The 14659-nt window shown below is 71.8% G+C and carries 14 protein-coding genes, 1 pseudogene and 1 riboswitch; of the genes and pseudogenes, 10 read left to right on the forward strand and 5 right to left on the reverse strand.

Going from position 1 to position 14659, the window contains the following annotated elements; translation table 11 throughout:
• Entirely contained in the window at positions 1-1041 is a 1041-nt protein-coding gene (locus tag ACW4TU_RS42250) for a LacI family DNA-binding transcriptional regulator (protein ID WP_457422374.1), read from the forward strand.
• A gap of 113 nt (positions 1042-1154) precedes the next feature.
• Positions 1155-3962, forward strand: a complete 2808-nt coding sequence (locus tag ACW4TU_RS42255) for a family 78 glycoside hydrolase catalytic domain (protein WP_457422376.1) — start codon at positions 1155-1157, stop codon at positions 3960-3962.
• 261 nt (positions 3963-4223) lie between these two features.
• On the opposite strand, the gene ACW4TU_RS42260 is transcribed toward ACW4TU_RS42255, so the two are convergent.
• The 3 genes from ACW4TU_RS42260 to ACW4TU_RS42270 form a co-directional block, all read right to left on the reverse strand.
• Complete coding sequence (locus tag ACW4TU_RS42260; RefSeq protein ID WP_457430585.1) at positions 4224-5240, reverse strand: zinc-dependent alcohol dehydrogenase; 1017 nt, start codon at positions 5238-5240, stop codon at positions 4224-4226.
• A 14-nt stretch (positions 5241-5254) separates the two neighbouring features.
• Positions 5255-6115 (reverse strand): fumarylacetoacetate hydrolase family protein, encoded by an 861-nt coding sequence (locus ACW4TU_RS42265; RefSeq protein WP_457422378.1) that lies wholly within the window; start codon positions 6113-6115, stop codon positions 5255-5257.
• Positions 6116-6209: 94 nt separating this feature from the next.
• Entirely contained in the window at positions 6210-7040 is an 831-nt protein-coding gene (locus ACW4TU_RS42270) for an IclR family transcriptional regulator (RefSeq protein ID WP_457422380.1), read from the reverse strand.
• A gap of 49 nt (positions 7041-7089) precedes the next feature.
• Here ACW4TU_RS42270 and ACW4TU_RS42275 point away from each other — a divergent pair, with 49 nt between their 5' ends.
• On the forward strand, positions 7090-8802 hold the full coding sequence (locus tag ACW4TU_RS42275; RefSeq protein WP_457422382.1) for an IlvD/Edd family dehydratase: 1713 nt from the start codon (positions 7090-7092) through the stop codon (positions 8800-8802).
• 35 nt (positions 8803-8837) lie between these two features.
• Here the strand turns inward: ACW4TU_RS42275 and ACW4TU_RS42280 are convergent, their stop codons facing one another.
• Positions 8838-8999, reverse strand: coding sequence for a hypothetical protein (locus tag ACW4TU_RS42280; protein ID WP_457422384.1), 162 nt, complete (start codon positions 8997-8999; stop codon positions 8838-8840).
• 64 nt (positions 9000-9063) lie between these two features.
• Here ACW4TU_RS42280 and ACW4TU_RS42285 point away from each other — a divergent pair.
• The 7 genes and pseudogenes from ACW4TU_RS42285 to ACW4TU_RS42315 all read left to right on the forward strand — a co-directional run.
• Positions 9064-9405 (forward strand): annotated as a pseudogene (locus ACW4TU_RS42285) (SDR family oxidoreductase); the annotation flags it as partial.
• An 82-nt stretch (positions 9406-9487) separates the two neighbouring features.
• A complete protein-coding gene (gene paaA / locus ACW4TU_RS42290; RefSeq protein WP_457422386.1) occupies positions 9488-10492 on the forward strand; it encodes a 1,2-phenylacetyl-CoA epoxidase subunit PaaA in 1005 nt (334 codons plus the stop codon).
• Positions 10489-10785, forward strand: a complete 297-nt coding sequence (paaB, locus tag ACW4TU_RS42295; RefSeq protein WP_164312965.1) for a 1,2-phenylacetyl-CoA epoxidase subunit PaaB — start codon at positions 10489-10491, stop codon at positions 10783-10785. The genes paaA and paaB overlap by 4 nt, the downstream gene beginning before the upstream one ends.
• 31 nt (positions 10786-10816) lie before the next feature.
• On the forward strand, positions 10817-11671 hold the full coding sequence (gene paaC, locus ACW4TU_RS42300; RefSeq protein ID WP_457422388.1) for a 1,2-phenylacetyl-CoA epoxidase subunit PaaC: 855 nt from the start codon (positions 10817-10819) through the stop codon (positions 11669-11671).
• Positions 11665-12177, forward strand: a complete 513-nt coding sequence (gene paaD / locus ACW4TU_RS42305; protein WP_457422390.1) for a 1,2-phenylacetyl-CoA epoxidase subunit PaaD — start codon at positions 11665-11667, stop codon at positions 12175-12177. Before paaC ends, paaD begins: the two co-directional genes overlap by 7 nt.
• Positions 12177-13277: a 1,2-phenylacetyl-CoA epoxidase subunit PaaE gene (paaE, locus tag ACW4TU_RS42310; protein ID WP_457422392.1), complete on the forward strand. Its 1101-nt coding sequence runs from the start codon at positions 12177-12179 to the stop codon at positions 13275-13277. Before paaD ends, paaE begins: the two co-directional genes overlap by 1 nt.
• 43 nt (positions 13278-13320) lie before the next feature.
• Positions 13321-13722, forward strand: coding sequence for a four-helix bundle copper-binding protein (locus ACW4TU_RS42315; protein ID WP_457422394.1), 402 nt, complete (start codon positions 13321-13323; stop codon positions 13720-13722).
• A gap of 45 nt (positions 13723-13767) precedes the next feature.
• Here the strand turns inward: ACW4TU_RS42315 and ACW4TU_RS42320 are convergent, their stop codons facing one another.
• Complete coding sequence (locus ACW4TU_RS42320; RefSeq protein WP_457422396.1) at positions 13768-14376, reverse strand: histidine phosphatase family protein; 609 nt, start codon at positions 14374-14376, stop codon at positions 13768-13770.
• 131 nt (positions 14377-14507) lie between these two features.
• A riboswitch (cobalamin riboswitch) is annotated at positions 14508-14639 on the forward strand.
• The last annotated feature ends 20 nt before the right edge of the window (positions 14640-14659 follow it).

A 14659-nucleotide genomic window follows, 5' to 3' on the forward strand; every position in this document is an offset into this window, starting at 1 on the left:
ATGAGATCAACGGGCGGCGCTAAGAGAGCGACGATCGCCGACGTCGCGCGCAGCGCGGGCGTGTCGACCTCCGCCGTGTCGAAGGTGCTGACCAACGCCTACGGGGTGAGCCCCGCGATGCGCGAGCGGGTACGGGCCGCGATGACCGAGCTGGGCTACCGTCCGCATGCCGCCGCGCGTGGCATGCGGGGCCGTACCTACACGATCGGCATTCTGCTCGCGAGCATCCGCAACGCCTTCTACGCCGACCTCCTGGAAGGGGTCGACGCGCTGCTGCGGGACAGCGAGTACGCGGTGTTCATCGGCTCCAGCGGCTCCGCCGAGATGGACGACCAGACGAAGCTCATCCACGCCATGGTGGACCGGCAGATGGACGGCCTGATCCTGATCGCCCCCGCCGTTCCCCGCGCGGAGGTGGTGCGCATCGCCGCCGACGTGCCGACGGTGGTGCTCGGCCACCACGACCCCTCACCGGCGTACGACTGCGTGGTCAACCAGGACGGGCTGGGCGTCGATCTCGTGGTGGACCACCTGGTCGGGCTGGGGCACCGGGACATCGCCCACCTGTCGCACCCGACGGTGCGCGGCACCCAGTGGCAGCAGCGGCCGGAACACCATGTCCGGGCCGCCTACGGCGAGGCGATGGCCCGGCACGGTCTGACCGATCTGGCCCGGGTCGTGAACTCGGGGTACTCGGACGAGGGCGGCTACCGCGGCGCCATGGAACTGCTCACCTCCACGCGCCCGCCCACCGCGATCTTCGCCGGCGCCGATGTCGCCGCGACCGGCGTCTTCCGGGCCGCCGCCGAACTCGGCCTGCGCATCCCCGAGGATCTCTCGCTCACCGGATACAACAACACCTCCGTGGCCGCCCTCGCTCCGGTGAACCTGACCAGCGTGGACCAGGCGGGCGCCATGATGGGCGAGACGGCGGCCCGGCTCCTGGTGGAGCGGATCGAGAACCGCCGTGACCGCGCCGTCGTCATGGCCTCGACACCGCACCTCGTGGTGCGCGGCAGCACCGCGTCCGTGCGCCACTGAGCAGAGCGAACGCACGGATTTCTTTCCCGCTCCCTCTTGACGTCCCGATCTCCCCGGCTCATGGTTGAGTCGTTTCAAACGTGGAACGTTCCACACTTGAGGGAGGGGACGGCATGATCCTGGAACATCCGGAGCCCAACACCACCGTTGTAACGATCCGCTTCGAACACCGGGACGATCCGTTCGGTGTGGGGACCTCCACACCACGCCTCTCCTGGCAGGTGCGCACGAACGACCCCAGGTGGCGGCAGACGGCGTACGAGGTGGAGCTGGACGGCGCCACCGTCGTACGGGTCGAGTCGGCCCAGCAGGTCCTGGTGCCCTGGCCGTTCGAGCCCCTGCCATCCCGTACCCGGGCGACCGTCCGGATACGGGTGGCCTCCCAGGAAGACCTCAGCGACTGGAGCGCGCCCACCACCGTGGAGACGGGACTGCTGCGTCCGCAGGACTGGAGCGCCCGGTTCATCACCCCCCGCGACCACGGCGCCCTGGACGCGCCCGCCCCGGAACTCCTCCGGACGGTCGTCCTGCGCCCCGGCATGGTGAGCGCGCGGCTGTACGCCACCGCCCACGGCGTCTACACCGCCTCCCTCAACGGCAACCGGATCGGTGACGAGGTCCTCGCACCCGGCTGGACCAGCTACCGTCACCGGCTGCGCTACCAGACCCACGACGTCACCACGCTCCTGGCGGAGGGCGAGAACACCCTCTCCGTCCTGCTCGGCAACGGCTGGTACCGGGGACATCTAGGCTGGTGGGGCGCCCGCGCCCTGTACGGCGACCGCCTCGCCCTGCTCGCCCAGCTGGAAGTCCGCTACGCCGACGGGTCGGTGGAGACGTTCGGCACCGACGGGGAGTGGCGGGCCCGGGACACCGGCATCCTCGCCGACGACCTCTACAAGGGCCAGCGCACCGATCTGCGGTTCACGCCCGGCGAAGCGACCGGCCCGGTGGAGGTACTGCCCGACGAGGACGCGGACCTGGCGCGACTCGTCGCCCCGGAGGGACCTCCCGTACGGGTCACCGAGGTGCTGCCGGCGCTGAAGGTCTGGCAGTCGCCGTCCGGCCGTACGCTCGCCGACTTCGGGCAGAACGTCGTCGGCTGGGTCCGGTTGCGGGTACGCGGTGCCACGGACGGCCGGGAGGTCACCGTCCGGCACGCCGAGATCCTGGAGGACGAGGAGCTGTGCACCAGGCCCCTGCGCACGGCCGACGCCACCGACACCTACCTCCTGGCGGAAGCCCAGGAGACCGTCCTCGAACCCTCGCTCACCTTCCACGGGTTCCGCTACGCCGAGATCAGCGGCGTGCCGGACCTGACGGCCGAGGACCTGCACGCCATGGTCGTGGGGACCGACCTGCGCCGCACCGGCTGGTTCTCCTGCTCCGACCCGGATCTCGAACAGTTCCACGAGAACGTCGTCCGGGGCACACGCGGCAACTTCCTCGACGTACCGACCGACTGCCCGCAGCGCGACGAACGCCTCGGCTGGACCGGAGACACCCAGGTCTTCTCACCCACCGCCGCCTTCCTCTTCGACTCCGCCGGCTTCCTCTCCTCCTGGCTCGCCGACCTCGCCGCCGACCAGCACTCCGACGGCGCGGTGCCCTGGGTGATCCCCGACGTCCTGGACATCGAGACGCCGACCGCGGCGGCCTGGGGCGACGCGGCAGCGGTGGTGCCCTGGGTGCTGCACGAGCGGTACGGCGACCTCGGCGTCCTGCGGCGGCAGTTCGCCAGTGCGCGCGCCTGGGTCGACAAGGCCGCCTCGCTGACCACCGACGGGGTGTGGGCGGGCGGCTTCCAGTTCGGTGACTGGCTCGACCCGGCCGCACCGCCGGACGACCCGTTCGCCGCCCGCACGCCCGCGGACGTCGTCGCCACCGCGTGCCTGGTCCGCTGCGCGGACGTCGTCGCCCGTACCGCCGAGGTGCTGGGCCGGCCGGAGGAGGCGGGGGAGTACCGCGCGCTCGCCGCCCGGACGCGGGAGGCGTTCGCCCGCGCGTTCGTCACGCCGGCCGGCCGGATCGTGGGCGACTCACCGACCGCGTACGCCATGGCACTTCAGTGGGAGCTGCTGTCCCTCCCCGGGCAGCGCGAGAACGCCGGATGCAGGCTCGCCGACCTGGTCCGCACGGGCGGCTTCCGGATCGCCACCGGATTCGTCGGCACCCCGCTGATGACCGACGCCCTCACCACCGCCGGCCGCCCCGACCTCGCGCACCGCCTGCTGCTGGAGAAGGGCTGCCCCTCCTGGCTGTATCCGGTGACGATGGGCGCCACCACCGTCTGGGAACGCTGGGACAGCATGCTGCCCGACGGCACCGTCAACCCCGGCCAGATGACGTCGTTCAACCACTACGCGCTCGGAGCGGTCGCCGACTGGATGCACCGCACGGTCGCCGGACTCGCCCCCGCGGCCCCCGGATACCGGGAGTTCACCGTACGTCCGCTGCCGGACCGGACACTGACCCATGCCTCCGCCCGGCACATCACTCCCTACGGGGAGGCGTCGGTGAGCTGGCGGCGCGACAACGGGCGCTTCCATCTGGAGGTGACCGTCCCGGTGGGGACCCGGGCCACCGTCCACCTGCCCGGCGAGGGCTGGCCGACCCTGACCGCGACACACGGCAACCACTTCTGGACGACCGAGGATCCCTGCCTCGCCCCGGCCTCGACCGCGGTGTCGACCGTACGGGACCTGATGGACGACCCCGGTCTGTGGGAGCGCACGGTCGGTGTCCTGGTCCGGCACGGCCTGGGCACGGACCCCGCCCGGCTGGCCCGGCGACTGGAACCGTATCTGGACGTGGCGGCACGTGAGTTGCCCACGCTGGCCAACAAGGTCCTCTTCGAGGACGGCGGCGCCGGCGCCACCGCCGACCTGGAGGCGCTGCTGGGCGGCGACGTACAGGACTGACCTCCGCGACAGCCCCCGCCCTGCCCGGACCGCCCCGAACCAATGGGTGGCCCTCCACAGGTCGTTCACCCTGGCCGCCAAGCCGGGCAGTACCGTGACGCGGACACCCCGTGAGGGCTGTGGACGAAGGCCGAGGGTGCGGTCAGCCTCGTGCCTGTCACCGAGGTGCCGGTCCTGGTGACGTGGTACATCACCGTGGCGCCGCTCCGGAAGAGGTTCCGCGGGTGCGCTCGATGGCGAAAGCGCCGGTGTCCTCCCGCCTCAGCCCAGACGCGGGTCGACATGGAACTTCGGCCCGGGACCCGCGCCCGGCGGGCGTTCCCCCGCCAGGATGGCTCCGACCTCGTCCAGGCCGACCGTCGCGGCGACCAGTGGTCGCGGATCCACCGAACCCTCGGCGTACGCCCGGATGGTGGCGTCGAGACCGGGGGAGGCGGACAGGACTCCGACCGCGGTGACGTCCTTGAGGACGAGGGTGCGGGTGTCGACGCGGCTCGGCACTCCGGCCAGGCCGATGTAGACGACATGGCCCGCCGGTTCGACCAACTGCAGTGCCAGATCCGGGAGATGGGCCGCGTTGGAGGCGTCGACGACAGCGTCGTACGGCAGATCCGGGACGGAGTCCTCCCGCCAGGCGTGCTCGAAGCCCAGCTCGCGGGCGAAGGCGAGCGAGCCGTCCGTCGCGCCCATCAGGTGGACCTCCGCACCGGCGGCACGCGCGAACATCGCGACCAGCAGACCGATCGTTCCCGGCCCGAGGACCAACACCCGGTCCCCGGGACGCGGTTCGGCAGCCCGGGCGGCGCGCAGGGCGTTTCCCCCGGGCTCGACCAGTGCACCCAGTACCGCGTCGACGGAGTCGGGCAGAACGTGCAACGAGGAGGCGGGTACCGCGAGTTGCTCGGCGAGGGCGCCGGCCCGCTCCCCGCGGATACCGACCTCCTGCCGCCTCTCGCACACATGCTGATGGCCCCGTCGGCAACGACGGCAGGAGCCACAGCCGAGCATGGTGTCGCCCATCACCCGGCGGCCGATCCACCCGGGGTCGACGCCGTCACCGACCCCCGCCACGCGCCCCGACCACTCGTGGCCGAGACGCATCGGGTAGGCGGAGTGGCCCTGGTGGAGGTAGGCCATCGCGCCGGTGTGGAACTCCATGTCGGTGCCGCACACGCCGACCCGCTCCACGTCGACGACGACCTCGCCGGGAGCCGCCACCGGGGCGGGGACCTCCTGGACCTCGTACTTCCCGGGGGCCGTCAGGACGAACGCGCGCATGAGGCGGCGGGCGGTCACCGTGGGCCGAGCACGTGCTGGCGCTGGCTGCCGAGGCGGGTGATGCCCAGCTCCATCACGTCACCGGGCCGGAGCCACACCGGCGGGGTGAAGCCCATGCCGACGCCGGGCGGGGTGCCGGTGTTGATCAGGTCGCCGGGTTCCAGGACGAGGAACTGGCTGAGGTGGTGCACGATGAAGTACGGGTCGAAGACCATGGTCTTGGTGCTGCCGGTCTGACGGCGGACACCGTTGACGTCGAGCCACATGTCGAGCGCGAGGACGTCGTCGATCTCGTCGGTGGTGGCCAGCCAGGGGCCCGCCGGGTTGAACGTCTCGGCGGACTTGCCCTTCGACCACTGCCCGCCCCGCTCCAACTGGAAGCCGCGCTCGCTCACGTCGTTGACGACCACGTACCCGGCGATGGCGTCGTGTGCCTCCTCGACCGAGTCGAGATAGCTGGTGCGGCGGCCGATCACGATACCGAGCTCCACCGCCCAGTCGGGCTTGGTGGCACCGCGCGGGATGCGTACGTCGTCGTTCGGGCCGACGAGGGTGTTGGGCGACTTGGTGAACAGGATCGGCTCGTCCGGCACGGCCATCCCGCTCTCGGCCGCGTGGTCACGGTAGTTGAGCCCGATGCACAGGATCTGGTGCGGGCGGGCGATCGGCGCGCCGATCCGCTCCCCGGCGAAGCGGGACACCTGACCGGCGGCCGTCCGCTCGGCCACGACGGGCCGGACACGGTCGAGACCGCCCGACCCGAAGAACGCCTCGTCGAAGTCCGTGACGGTGTCGGAGAGGTCGACGTACGTCTCGTCGTCGACGCGGACGACAGGCTTTTCGGCGCCTGCGGCACCGATGCGCATGAGGAACACGGGTCAGTCTCCAGTTCGAACGGCGGGGCGGTTGAGGGAGAGGGAGAGCGGGGGAGCGGGCCGGCCGAGGTTCTGCCGACGGCTCAGCGGTGGGTCATTGACGGGTCCGGCCCAGGGGACCGAGCAACTCCCGGATCTCACCGACCGCGTCGACCAGGATGTGCAGCGGAGTGCGGTAGGTGAGCGCGCTGATGCTCACGGCGCCGGAGGGAGTCGTCGGCGAGGTCGCGTAGACGGGCAGGGAGAGGCAGTTGACGCCGGACTCGTTCTCCTGGTCGTCCACGGCGTACCCCCGGTCGAGGGTGGCCCGCAGCTCGCGGTACAGGTCGGCGGCCGTGCACAGGGTCCGGGGCGTGCGGCGTTCCAGGGGGGCGTCACCGATCCACGCCGCGACCGCCGCCACGGTGTCCAACTGGTGGGCGAGCAACGTCTTTCCGACGCCGGTGGCGTGGGCGGGGTTCCGGCCGCCGACGGTCGACGTCAGCCGGACGGCGCCGCTGGGCGGGTCGACCTTGGCGCGGTAGACGACCTCACGGCCGTCGAGGACCGCGTAGTGCGCCGTCTCGCCGAACCGATCGGCCAGCGCCTCCAGCACGGGACGTACCCGGACATGCTCGGGGCGGTCCTCGTGGTGGGCGAAGGCCATCCGCAGGAACTCGTCGCCGAGAACGTAACGACCACGGGCGCCCTGGTCGGCCAGCCCGGCCCGGCGCAGGGCCCCCAGGGCCCGGTGCACGGTCGGCTTGGGGCTGCCCATCACGCGGGTCAGCTCCTCCAGGCCCACGCCGTCGGGATACCGGGCCAGCTCCTTGAGGACGGCGAGCACCCGGTCGGATCCCACGAGACGCGCGGCGTCACCGTCGCCTCCGGCGACTTCCTCACTCACGGGGGCTGACGCGCCCTCGGTCATCTGTCTATGCTCCATGAGGTTCCGAAGGGTAGACCACCATACCGATTATTGGAAAGAGTCGACGGTGAAGCTTCGCAGCGCACAGTGGTACGAGGGGCAGGGGCGCAACGCCTACATCCACCGGGCCTGGATGCGCCGGGGCACACCGGACGACGCCTTCACCGGCCGACCGCAGATCGCCATCGCGAACACCGCCTCTGACCTGACTCCCTGCAACGCGCATCTGAACGAGGTGGCGGCCTCGGTCCGCAACGGGGTGTACGAGGCCGGGGGCATCCCCCTCGACCTGCCGGTGGTGTCGCTGGGCGAGACACAGGTGCGGCCCACCGCCATGCTCTGGCGGAACATGGCGGCGATGGCCACGGAGGAGATGCTGCGGGCCAATCCGATCGACGGTGTCGTGCTGCTGGGCGGCTGCGACAAGACGATCCCCTCGCTGCTCATGGCCGCCGCGTCGGTGGACCTGCCCGCGGTCGTCGTGCCCGGCGGGCCGATGCTGAACGGGACCTTCCGGGGCACGCCGCTGGGCTGTGGCACCGACGTGTGGCGGCTGTCGGAGGAGGTACGGGCAGGCACCCTCTCCGAGGAACAGTTCACCCGCTCCGAGTCGTCGATGATCCGCAGCCGCGGGCACTGCAACACCATGGGCACCGCTTCGACGATGGCCCTGGTGGCCGAGGCCCTGGGCACGATCGTGCCGGGGGTGGCCGGAATCCCGGCGCCCGACAGCCGGCTGCTGGAAGCCGCTCACGGCACCGGCAGGCTGGCGGTGGACATGGTCGCCGCCGACCGCCGCCCTGGCACCTTCCTTACCAAGGCCTCCTTCCACAACGCGATCGTCGCCCTGGCCGCCATCGGCGGATCGACCAACGCCGTCGTGCACCTGCTGGCGATCGCCGGACGCCTGGGCATCCCCCTGACGCTCGACGACTTCGACCGGATCGGCTCCCGCGTCCCGGTCCTGGTGGATCTCCAGCCGGCCGGCCGCTTCCTCATGGAGGACTTCCACCGCGCCGGAGGCCTGTCCGCCGTACTGCGCGAGGTGCGTGACCTGCTCGATCCCGACGCGCTCACGGTCACCGGAGAACCGCTGGTGAACCACCTCGACGACGCGACCGTCTGGGACGCGGAGGTCATCCGCACGCGCGCGAAGCCGCTGGTCGCCGAGGGCGGAATCGCCGTCCTGCGCGGCAACCTGGCCCCCGACGGAGCGCTCGTCAAGCCGGCGGCGGCCTCCCCGCACCTGCTGCGGCACCGGGGCCGGGCGGTCGTCTTCGACTCGATCGAGGACTTCCACGCCCGCATCGACGACCCGGACCTCGACGTGGACGCCGACTCCGTGCTCGTCCTGCGTGGCTGCGGCCCCAGGGGCTACCCCGGCATGCCCGAGGTGTCCAACATGCCGCTGCCGAAGAAGCTGCTGGAACAGGGCGTCCGTGACATGGTCCGGGTCTGCGACGGCCGGATGAGCGGTACCGCCTACGGCACCGTCGTCCTGCACGTGGCCCCCGAGGCGGCGGCCGGCGGCCCCCTCGCCCTCGTCCGCACCGGCGACGTCATCGACCTGGACGTGGCGGCCCGGCGCCTCGACGTCGACGTACCCGCCGACGAACTCGCCCGCAGGACCCCCGACGAGGCCACCGTCAGCGGCTACGCCAACCCCCGGCGCGGCTGGGAGCGCCTGTACGTCGACCACGTCCTGCAGGCCGACACGGGCGCCGACCTGGACTTCCTCATCGGCTCCAGCGGCTCGGAGGTGAGCCGTGAGTCGCACTGACAAGAGGGTCGGTGCAACCGTCAGGTCGGCCCTGGTCACCGGGGGCGGGTGGGCTCGGCGCGGCCACGGCCGAACGGCTCCGGGTCGGCGGAGTGCAGGTGACGCCGCTCGACCTCGCCCCCGACGGCGCCGAGATCGACCCCCGTGGACATCCTGGTGAACCCGGCCGGCATCGTCGGACCCGGCAAGCCGCTCACCGGGACGACCCCACCGTGAACACCATGCGGATCTTCGTACCGGTAGGGGGAAGGCGGCTCGGGCCGGGTGGTGAATCTGGCGAGCAACGCCGGAAGGGGCGGTAACGCCCAGCTGTCCGTCTACTCGGCGTCCAGGGCCGCGGTGATCGCCCTGGCCGAGTCGGCCGGCAGGGAACTGGCCACCAGCGGCGCCCTGGTCGACGTCGTCGCACCCGCCGTCATCGCCACGCCCATGAACGAGAACTCGGCCTCCGAGGTACTGGAGCGCCTCAACGTGCTCATCCCGATGGGCCGGACCGGCCGCCCGGAGGCGGTGGCCGAACCGGTCGCCTTCCCGGCCTCCGACCGGGTCAGCTTCTCCACCGGTGCGGTCTACGACATCAGCGGCGGACGCGCCACCTACTGACGCTCCCGGCAACGGCTTGTGCGGGCGCGGAAAAGTCGTCACACTGGTACCGAACGAATGGTCGGTTGGGGAGCGGGTATCGATGACGACGACACACTCCGCCGCCTCGGACACGGGCGGCGCCGGGCAGGCCTCCGAGGGGCCGCTTGCCGAGCACTTCGAGGCGACGATCGCGCGGGACCGGCGGATCGAGCCGCGCGACTGGATGCCCGAGGGCTACCGCAAGACGCTGATCCGGCAGATCGCCCAGCACGCGCACTCGGAGATCATCGGCATGCAGCCGGAGGGCGAGTGGATCACGCGCGCGCCCTCGCTGCGCCGCAAGGCCATCCTCTTCGCCAAGGTCCAGGACGAGGCCGGTCACGGGCTGTATCTGTACTCCGCCGCCGAGACGCTCGGCGCCGACCGCGCGGACCTCACCGAGCGGCTCATCGAGGGCCGCCAGAAGTACTCGTCGATCTTCAACTACCCGACGCCGAGCTTCGCGGACGTCGGCGTGATCGGCTGGTTCGTGGACGGCGCGGCGATCTGCAACCAGGTGCCCCTGTGCCGGAGTTCGTACGGGCCGTACGCGCGCGCGATGGTGCGCATCTGCAAGGAGGAGTCCTTTCACCAGCGGCAGGGGTACGAGCTGCTGATGACGATGATGCGCGGCACGGAGGAACAGCGCGCCATGGTCCAGGACGCCGTCGACCGCTGGTGGTGGCCCTCCCTGATGATGTTCGGCCCGCCCGACGACGCCTCGCCCAACTCCGCGCAGTCCATGGCCTGGAAGATCAAGCGGCACACCAACGACGAACTGCGCGGGCGCTTCGTCGACATGACCGTCCCGCAGGCCGACAAGCTCGGCGTGACCCTGCCGGACCCGGAGCTGCGCTGGAACGAGGAGCGCGGCCACCACGACTTCGGCACCCCCGACTGGGACGAGCTGATGCGCGTGATCAAGGGCGGCGGACCCTGCAACGCCGAACGGGTCGCACGGCGCCGGACAGCCCACGAGGACGGCGCCTGGGTGCGCGAGGCAGCCATGGCGCACGCCGCCAAGCGGCGCGCACGGACCGCGAAAGCGAAGGAGTCAGTGGCATGAGCAACGACCTGTCCAACGAGTGGCCGCTGTACGAGGTGTTCGTGCGCGGCAAACGCGGCCTGAACCACGTCCACGTGGGCTCGCTGCACGCCGCCGACGACCGGATGGCGCTCACCCACGCACGCGACCTGTACACGCGGCGCAACGAGGGCGTGAGCATCTGGGTGGTGCGCTCCGAGCACATCGCCGCCTCCTCACGCGACGAGAAGGACCCCTTCTTCGCACCGAGCGCCGACAAGGTCTACCGGCATCCGACCTTCTACGACATCCCCGACGATGTCCCCCACATCTAGCGCGTCCACCCCTGGGAGAGGAGCAGCGGACATGAGCGCCAGTGACAGCGACCACGACGACGAGCACGTCTATCTCTCCCTCGCCGAGGGGCACGACGACGGCAGTGACGCCCGCTGGGCCTTCGGCACGGGGTTCGAGGACCCGCTGTACGGCGTCGACACCACCGTGCCCGACGGCGTCGACGCCGGTGAGCTGGCCGTGGCCTGCGTCGAACTCGCCGACGACGCGCTGGTGTCGGCCCAGCGGCTGGCCCAGTGGTGCACCCGCGCCCCCGAGCTGGAGGAGGAGGTCGCGCTCGCCAACATCGGCCTCGACCTGCTCGGCCAGGCCCGTCTGCTGTACGCGCGCGCGGGCCAGGTCGACGGCACCGGGCGCGACGAGGACGCGTACGCCTACTTCCGGGACGCCGGTGACTTCCGCAACGTGACCCTGGCCGAACTGCCCATCGGGGACTTCGCGTTCTCGATCGTGCGGCTGCTGGTGCTGTCCAGCTGGCGGCTCGCGCACTTCGAACGGCTCGCCGCCCACCGCGATCCGGTGCTCGCCGCGATCGCCGCGAAGGGCGTCAAGGAGCTGACGTACCACCGGCAGTACGCGGCCGAATGGGCGGTCCGGCTCGGCGACGGCACCGACGAGTCGCACCGTCGGATGCGTGCGGCCCTGGTCCAAGTCGCCTCGTATGTCGGTGAGTTGCTCACGGCGTACAACGTCGAGGGCGAAGTCGTCGGGGTGCTGCGGCAGGTCACCGAAGCCGCCGGGCTGCCCATGCCGCGGATTCCGGCGGCGCACGGCGCCGGGCGCGCCGGACAGCACACCGAGCATCTCGCCCCGCTGCTCGCCGAGTTGCAGAGCGTGGCCCGCGCCCACCCGGAGGCGACATGGTGACCGCGCCCCGGATCGAGGACGTCCAGCGGGCCCGGAGCATCGCCGAGCACGTGCCGGACCCCGAGCTGCCCATGCTGACGCTGGCCGACCTCGGCGTCCTGCGCGGTGTGGAGGTGACCGGGGACGGGACGGTGGTGGCGAGCCTGACCCCGACCTACTCGGGCTGCCCGGCCATGGCCGAGATGCGGGCCGCCGTCGCCGCCCGGCTGCGGGCGGCGGGGTACACGCGCGTGGAGATCCGTACGGTGCTGAACCCGCCGTGGACCAGCGACTGGATCACCGAATCCGGTCGCCGCAAGCTCACCGAGCACGGCATCGCCCCGCCCGGCGCCGCACCACGAGGCCCGGTCGCCCTCTCGCTGCTGCCCGTCCGGCGCACGGTGGCCTGCCCCCGCTGCGGCTCGGCGGACACCGAGGAGACCTCCCGTTTCGCCGCCACGTCCTGCAAGGCACTGTGGCGCTGCCACGCCTGCCGCGAGCCGTTCGAGTACGTCAAGGAGATCTGATGGCCGCGCCCACCACCCTGCCCACGGCCCCCGTGCGCCGCCGCCCGGTCTTCCACGCCCTGAAGATCGCCGACGTACGACGGCTGTGCTCGGACGCCGTCGCCGTCGGCTTCGAGGTGCCGCCGGACCTGGCCGCCGAGTACGCCTTCACGCCGGGGCAGTCGCTCACCCTGCGCCGGGAGTTCGAGGGGCGCGAGGAGCGGCGGTCGTACTCGATCTGCGCCCCGGCCGGCGAACAACCCCGCATCGGCGTACGGGTGGTGCCCGGCGGCCTGTTCTCGTCCTGGCTGGTCGACGAGGTGCGCCCGGGTGACGTGCTCGACGTGATGACCCCGGCCGGCGCCTTCACCCCCGACCTGGCCGCGTCCGGCCGCCACGTCCTGATCGCCGCGGGCTCCGGCATCACCCCGATGATGTCGATCGCCGAGTCGGTCCTGGCCGCCGACGACCACTCACAGGTCACCCTCCTGTACGGCAACCGGCGTACGGACACCGTGATGTTCGCCGACGAGCTGGCGGACCTGAAGGACCTGTACCGTACGCGCTTCCAGCTGGCGCACGTACTGTCGCGTGAGCCGCGCGAGGCCGAGCTGCTGTCGGGGCGGCTGGACGCCGAACGGCTCGCCGCACTGCTCGCGGGCCTCGTCGACGTGCCGGGCACCGACCACTGGTGGCTGTGCGGACCGCACGGCATGGTCCGCGACGCCCAGCGGTTGCTGGTGGAGCTGGGCGTGCCCGCGGACCGGGTCCACCAGGAACTCTTCTACGCCGACGACCAGCCGGTCCGCCAGGTCCAGCACACGGACGCGGTGGCCGAGGGCCCGGTGAGCCGGGTCACCATCACCCTCGACGGCCGCTCCACCACCACCGCGCTGTCCCGGGAGGCGACCGTCCTGGACGGGGCCGCGCGGACCCGACCGGACCTGCCGTTCGCCTGCAAGGGCGGCGTCTGCGGCACCTGCCGGGCGCTGGTCACCTCGGGAGAGGTGGACATGCGCCGCAACTACGCCCTCGAACCCGCGGAGGTCACCGCGGGCTACGTCCTGACCTGCCAGTCGTTCCCGGTCTCGGAGACGCTGACGGTCGACTACGACAGCTGACGACAAAGGGTTTGGCGGGCGCCGCTTCGGCAACTCGATCGGCGTGACCCCTACAACTACGCAACAGGAACTCTTCCGGTTCTTGGAGGACCGTTTCGTCTGTGCCCAGGCGTGCACCGAGTGCGCGCGGGCGTGCGCACTCCGTGCGAGTCTCGCGGACCCGGACGGACCCGCCGCCGAGGCCCTCGCGCGCCGCAAGGGCATTCTGTGCGCGGAGGTGTGCGACACGACGTGCCGGCTGCTTTCCCAACAGGTGGACCTGGACGAGGCCGCCCTCCGCGTCCAACTGGAGTGGTGCAGCACGGTCTGCCTGGAAACCGCCCAGGTCTTCGACGAATACCCCGGTGGCGAGGACGCGGCGAAGGCATGCCGCGAGTGCGCACAGGCGTGCACGGACTTCGCATGGACGCTCCAGGCGCCGGGCTCCGGGCGCGACGGCGGGTAGGACACGGCGTTCCGTGAACCGGTGGGTTCGCGTCCGTGCCGCTCCCTAGTCGTTGTGCGGCGCCCCGGCCGACTCCTCGTGCGGCGCTCCGAGCTGCCTGCCCACCCGTACGTTCCAGCGTCCCGCCCGGCCGCTCAACTCCGTTGCCGTCAACGGCGGAACATCGATCCGCCAGAACGCCGACTCGGGCGCCCCCAGCGCCCGTACCGCCGCCGCGCGTACGACCTCCGGCTCGACGACCGCGACGGACCGGCCCGTGACCTGCGCCGCCGTGTCGTCCAGCCAACGGGCGACCCGGTCACAGACCGCGCGGACCGACTCACCTCCGTGCGGGGCCGACTGAGGATCCGTCAGCCACTGGGCGAGCGCCTCCGGTTCCTTCTCCGTCACCTCGGTCAGGGTCGCCCCGCGCCAGCGCCCCACGTCCAGGCCGGCCGGGCCCGGCACCGGACCGGCGTCGAGGCCCAGCGCCCGAGCCGTCTCACGGCACCGTGCGGTGGGGGAGACCCAGACCCGGGAGACCGGCGGCAGCGCCCCCGCCGCCGCCCGCGCGAGCCGCAGGCCCGCCGCGTCCAGAGGACAGTCGTCGTCGAAACGCGCCTCCCGCAGGGCCGCGCTGATCGCCGGTGAGATCAACATCACTCGGCTTGTCATCCGGTCGCTCCCGCTCTCATTCCGCCCCAATATCGTTGTCATGTACGGCACTTGAGGCGGCGTACGGCGCACCGGCGCGCCGTACGCCCTCCCATGCGCTCTTGGCCGGACCCCCGCTTCGCGGTACGTTCTCGTCGATATTGACGACGGTTCGACGGAAGCCGGTGGGAATCCGGCACGGTCGCGCCACTGTAAGCCCCGTACGCACCCGCCTGGTGCGGTCCGGGGGCAAGTCAGACCCGTGACTGTCGTCCTCTGCACCACCGATACGGGACGCGAGTTC

It is taken from the genome of Streptomyces kryoterrae (assembly GCF_054072135.1).

Bases quoted from the DNA above. Each gene is read 5' to 3' on its own strand.
- ACW4TU_RS42250 (WP_457422374.1), top strand. From the start codon at position 1: ATGAGATCAACGGGCGGCGCTAAGAGAGCGACGATCGCCGACGTCGCG.
- ACW4TU_RS42255 (WP_457422376.1), top strand. From the start codon at position 1,155: ATGATCCTGGAACATCCGGAGCCCAACACCACCGTTGTAACGATCCGC.
- ACW4TU_RS42260 (WP_457430585.1), bottom strand. From the start codon at position 5,240: ATGCGCGCGTTCGTCCTGACGGCCCCCGGGAAGTACGAGGTCCAGGAG.
- ACW4TU_RS42270 (WP_457422380.1), bottom strand. From the start codon at position 7,040: ATGGAGCATAGACAGATGACCGAGGGCGCGTCAGCCCCCGTGAGTGAG.
- paaA (WP_457422386.1), top strand. From the start codon at position 9,488: ATGACGACGACACACTCCGCCGCCTCGGACACGGGCGGCGCCGGGCAG.
- paaB (WP_164312965.1), top strand. From the start codon at position 10,489: ATGAGCAACGACCTGTCCAACGAGTGGCCGCTGTACGAGGTGTTCGTG.
- paaC (WP_457422388.1), top strand. From the start codon at position 10,817: ATGAGCGCCAGTGACAGCGACCACGACGACGAGCACGTCTATCTCTCC.
- paaD (WP_457422390.1), top strand. From the start codon at position 11,665: ATGGTGACCGCGCCCCGGATCGAGGACGTCCAGCGGGCCCGGAGCATC.
- paaE (WP_457422392.1), top strand. From the start codon at position 12,177: ATGGCCGCGCCCACCACCCTGCCCACGGCCCCCGTGCGCCGCCGCCCG.
- ACW4TU_RS42320 (WP_457422396.1), bottom strand. From the start codon at position 14,376: ATGACAAGCCGAGTGATGTTGATCTCACCGGCGATCAGCGCGGCCCTG.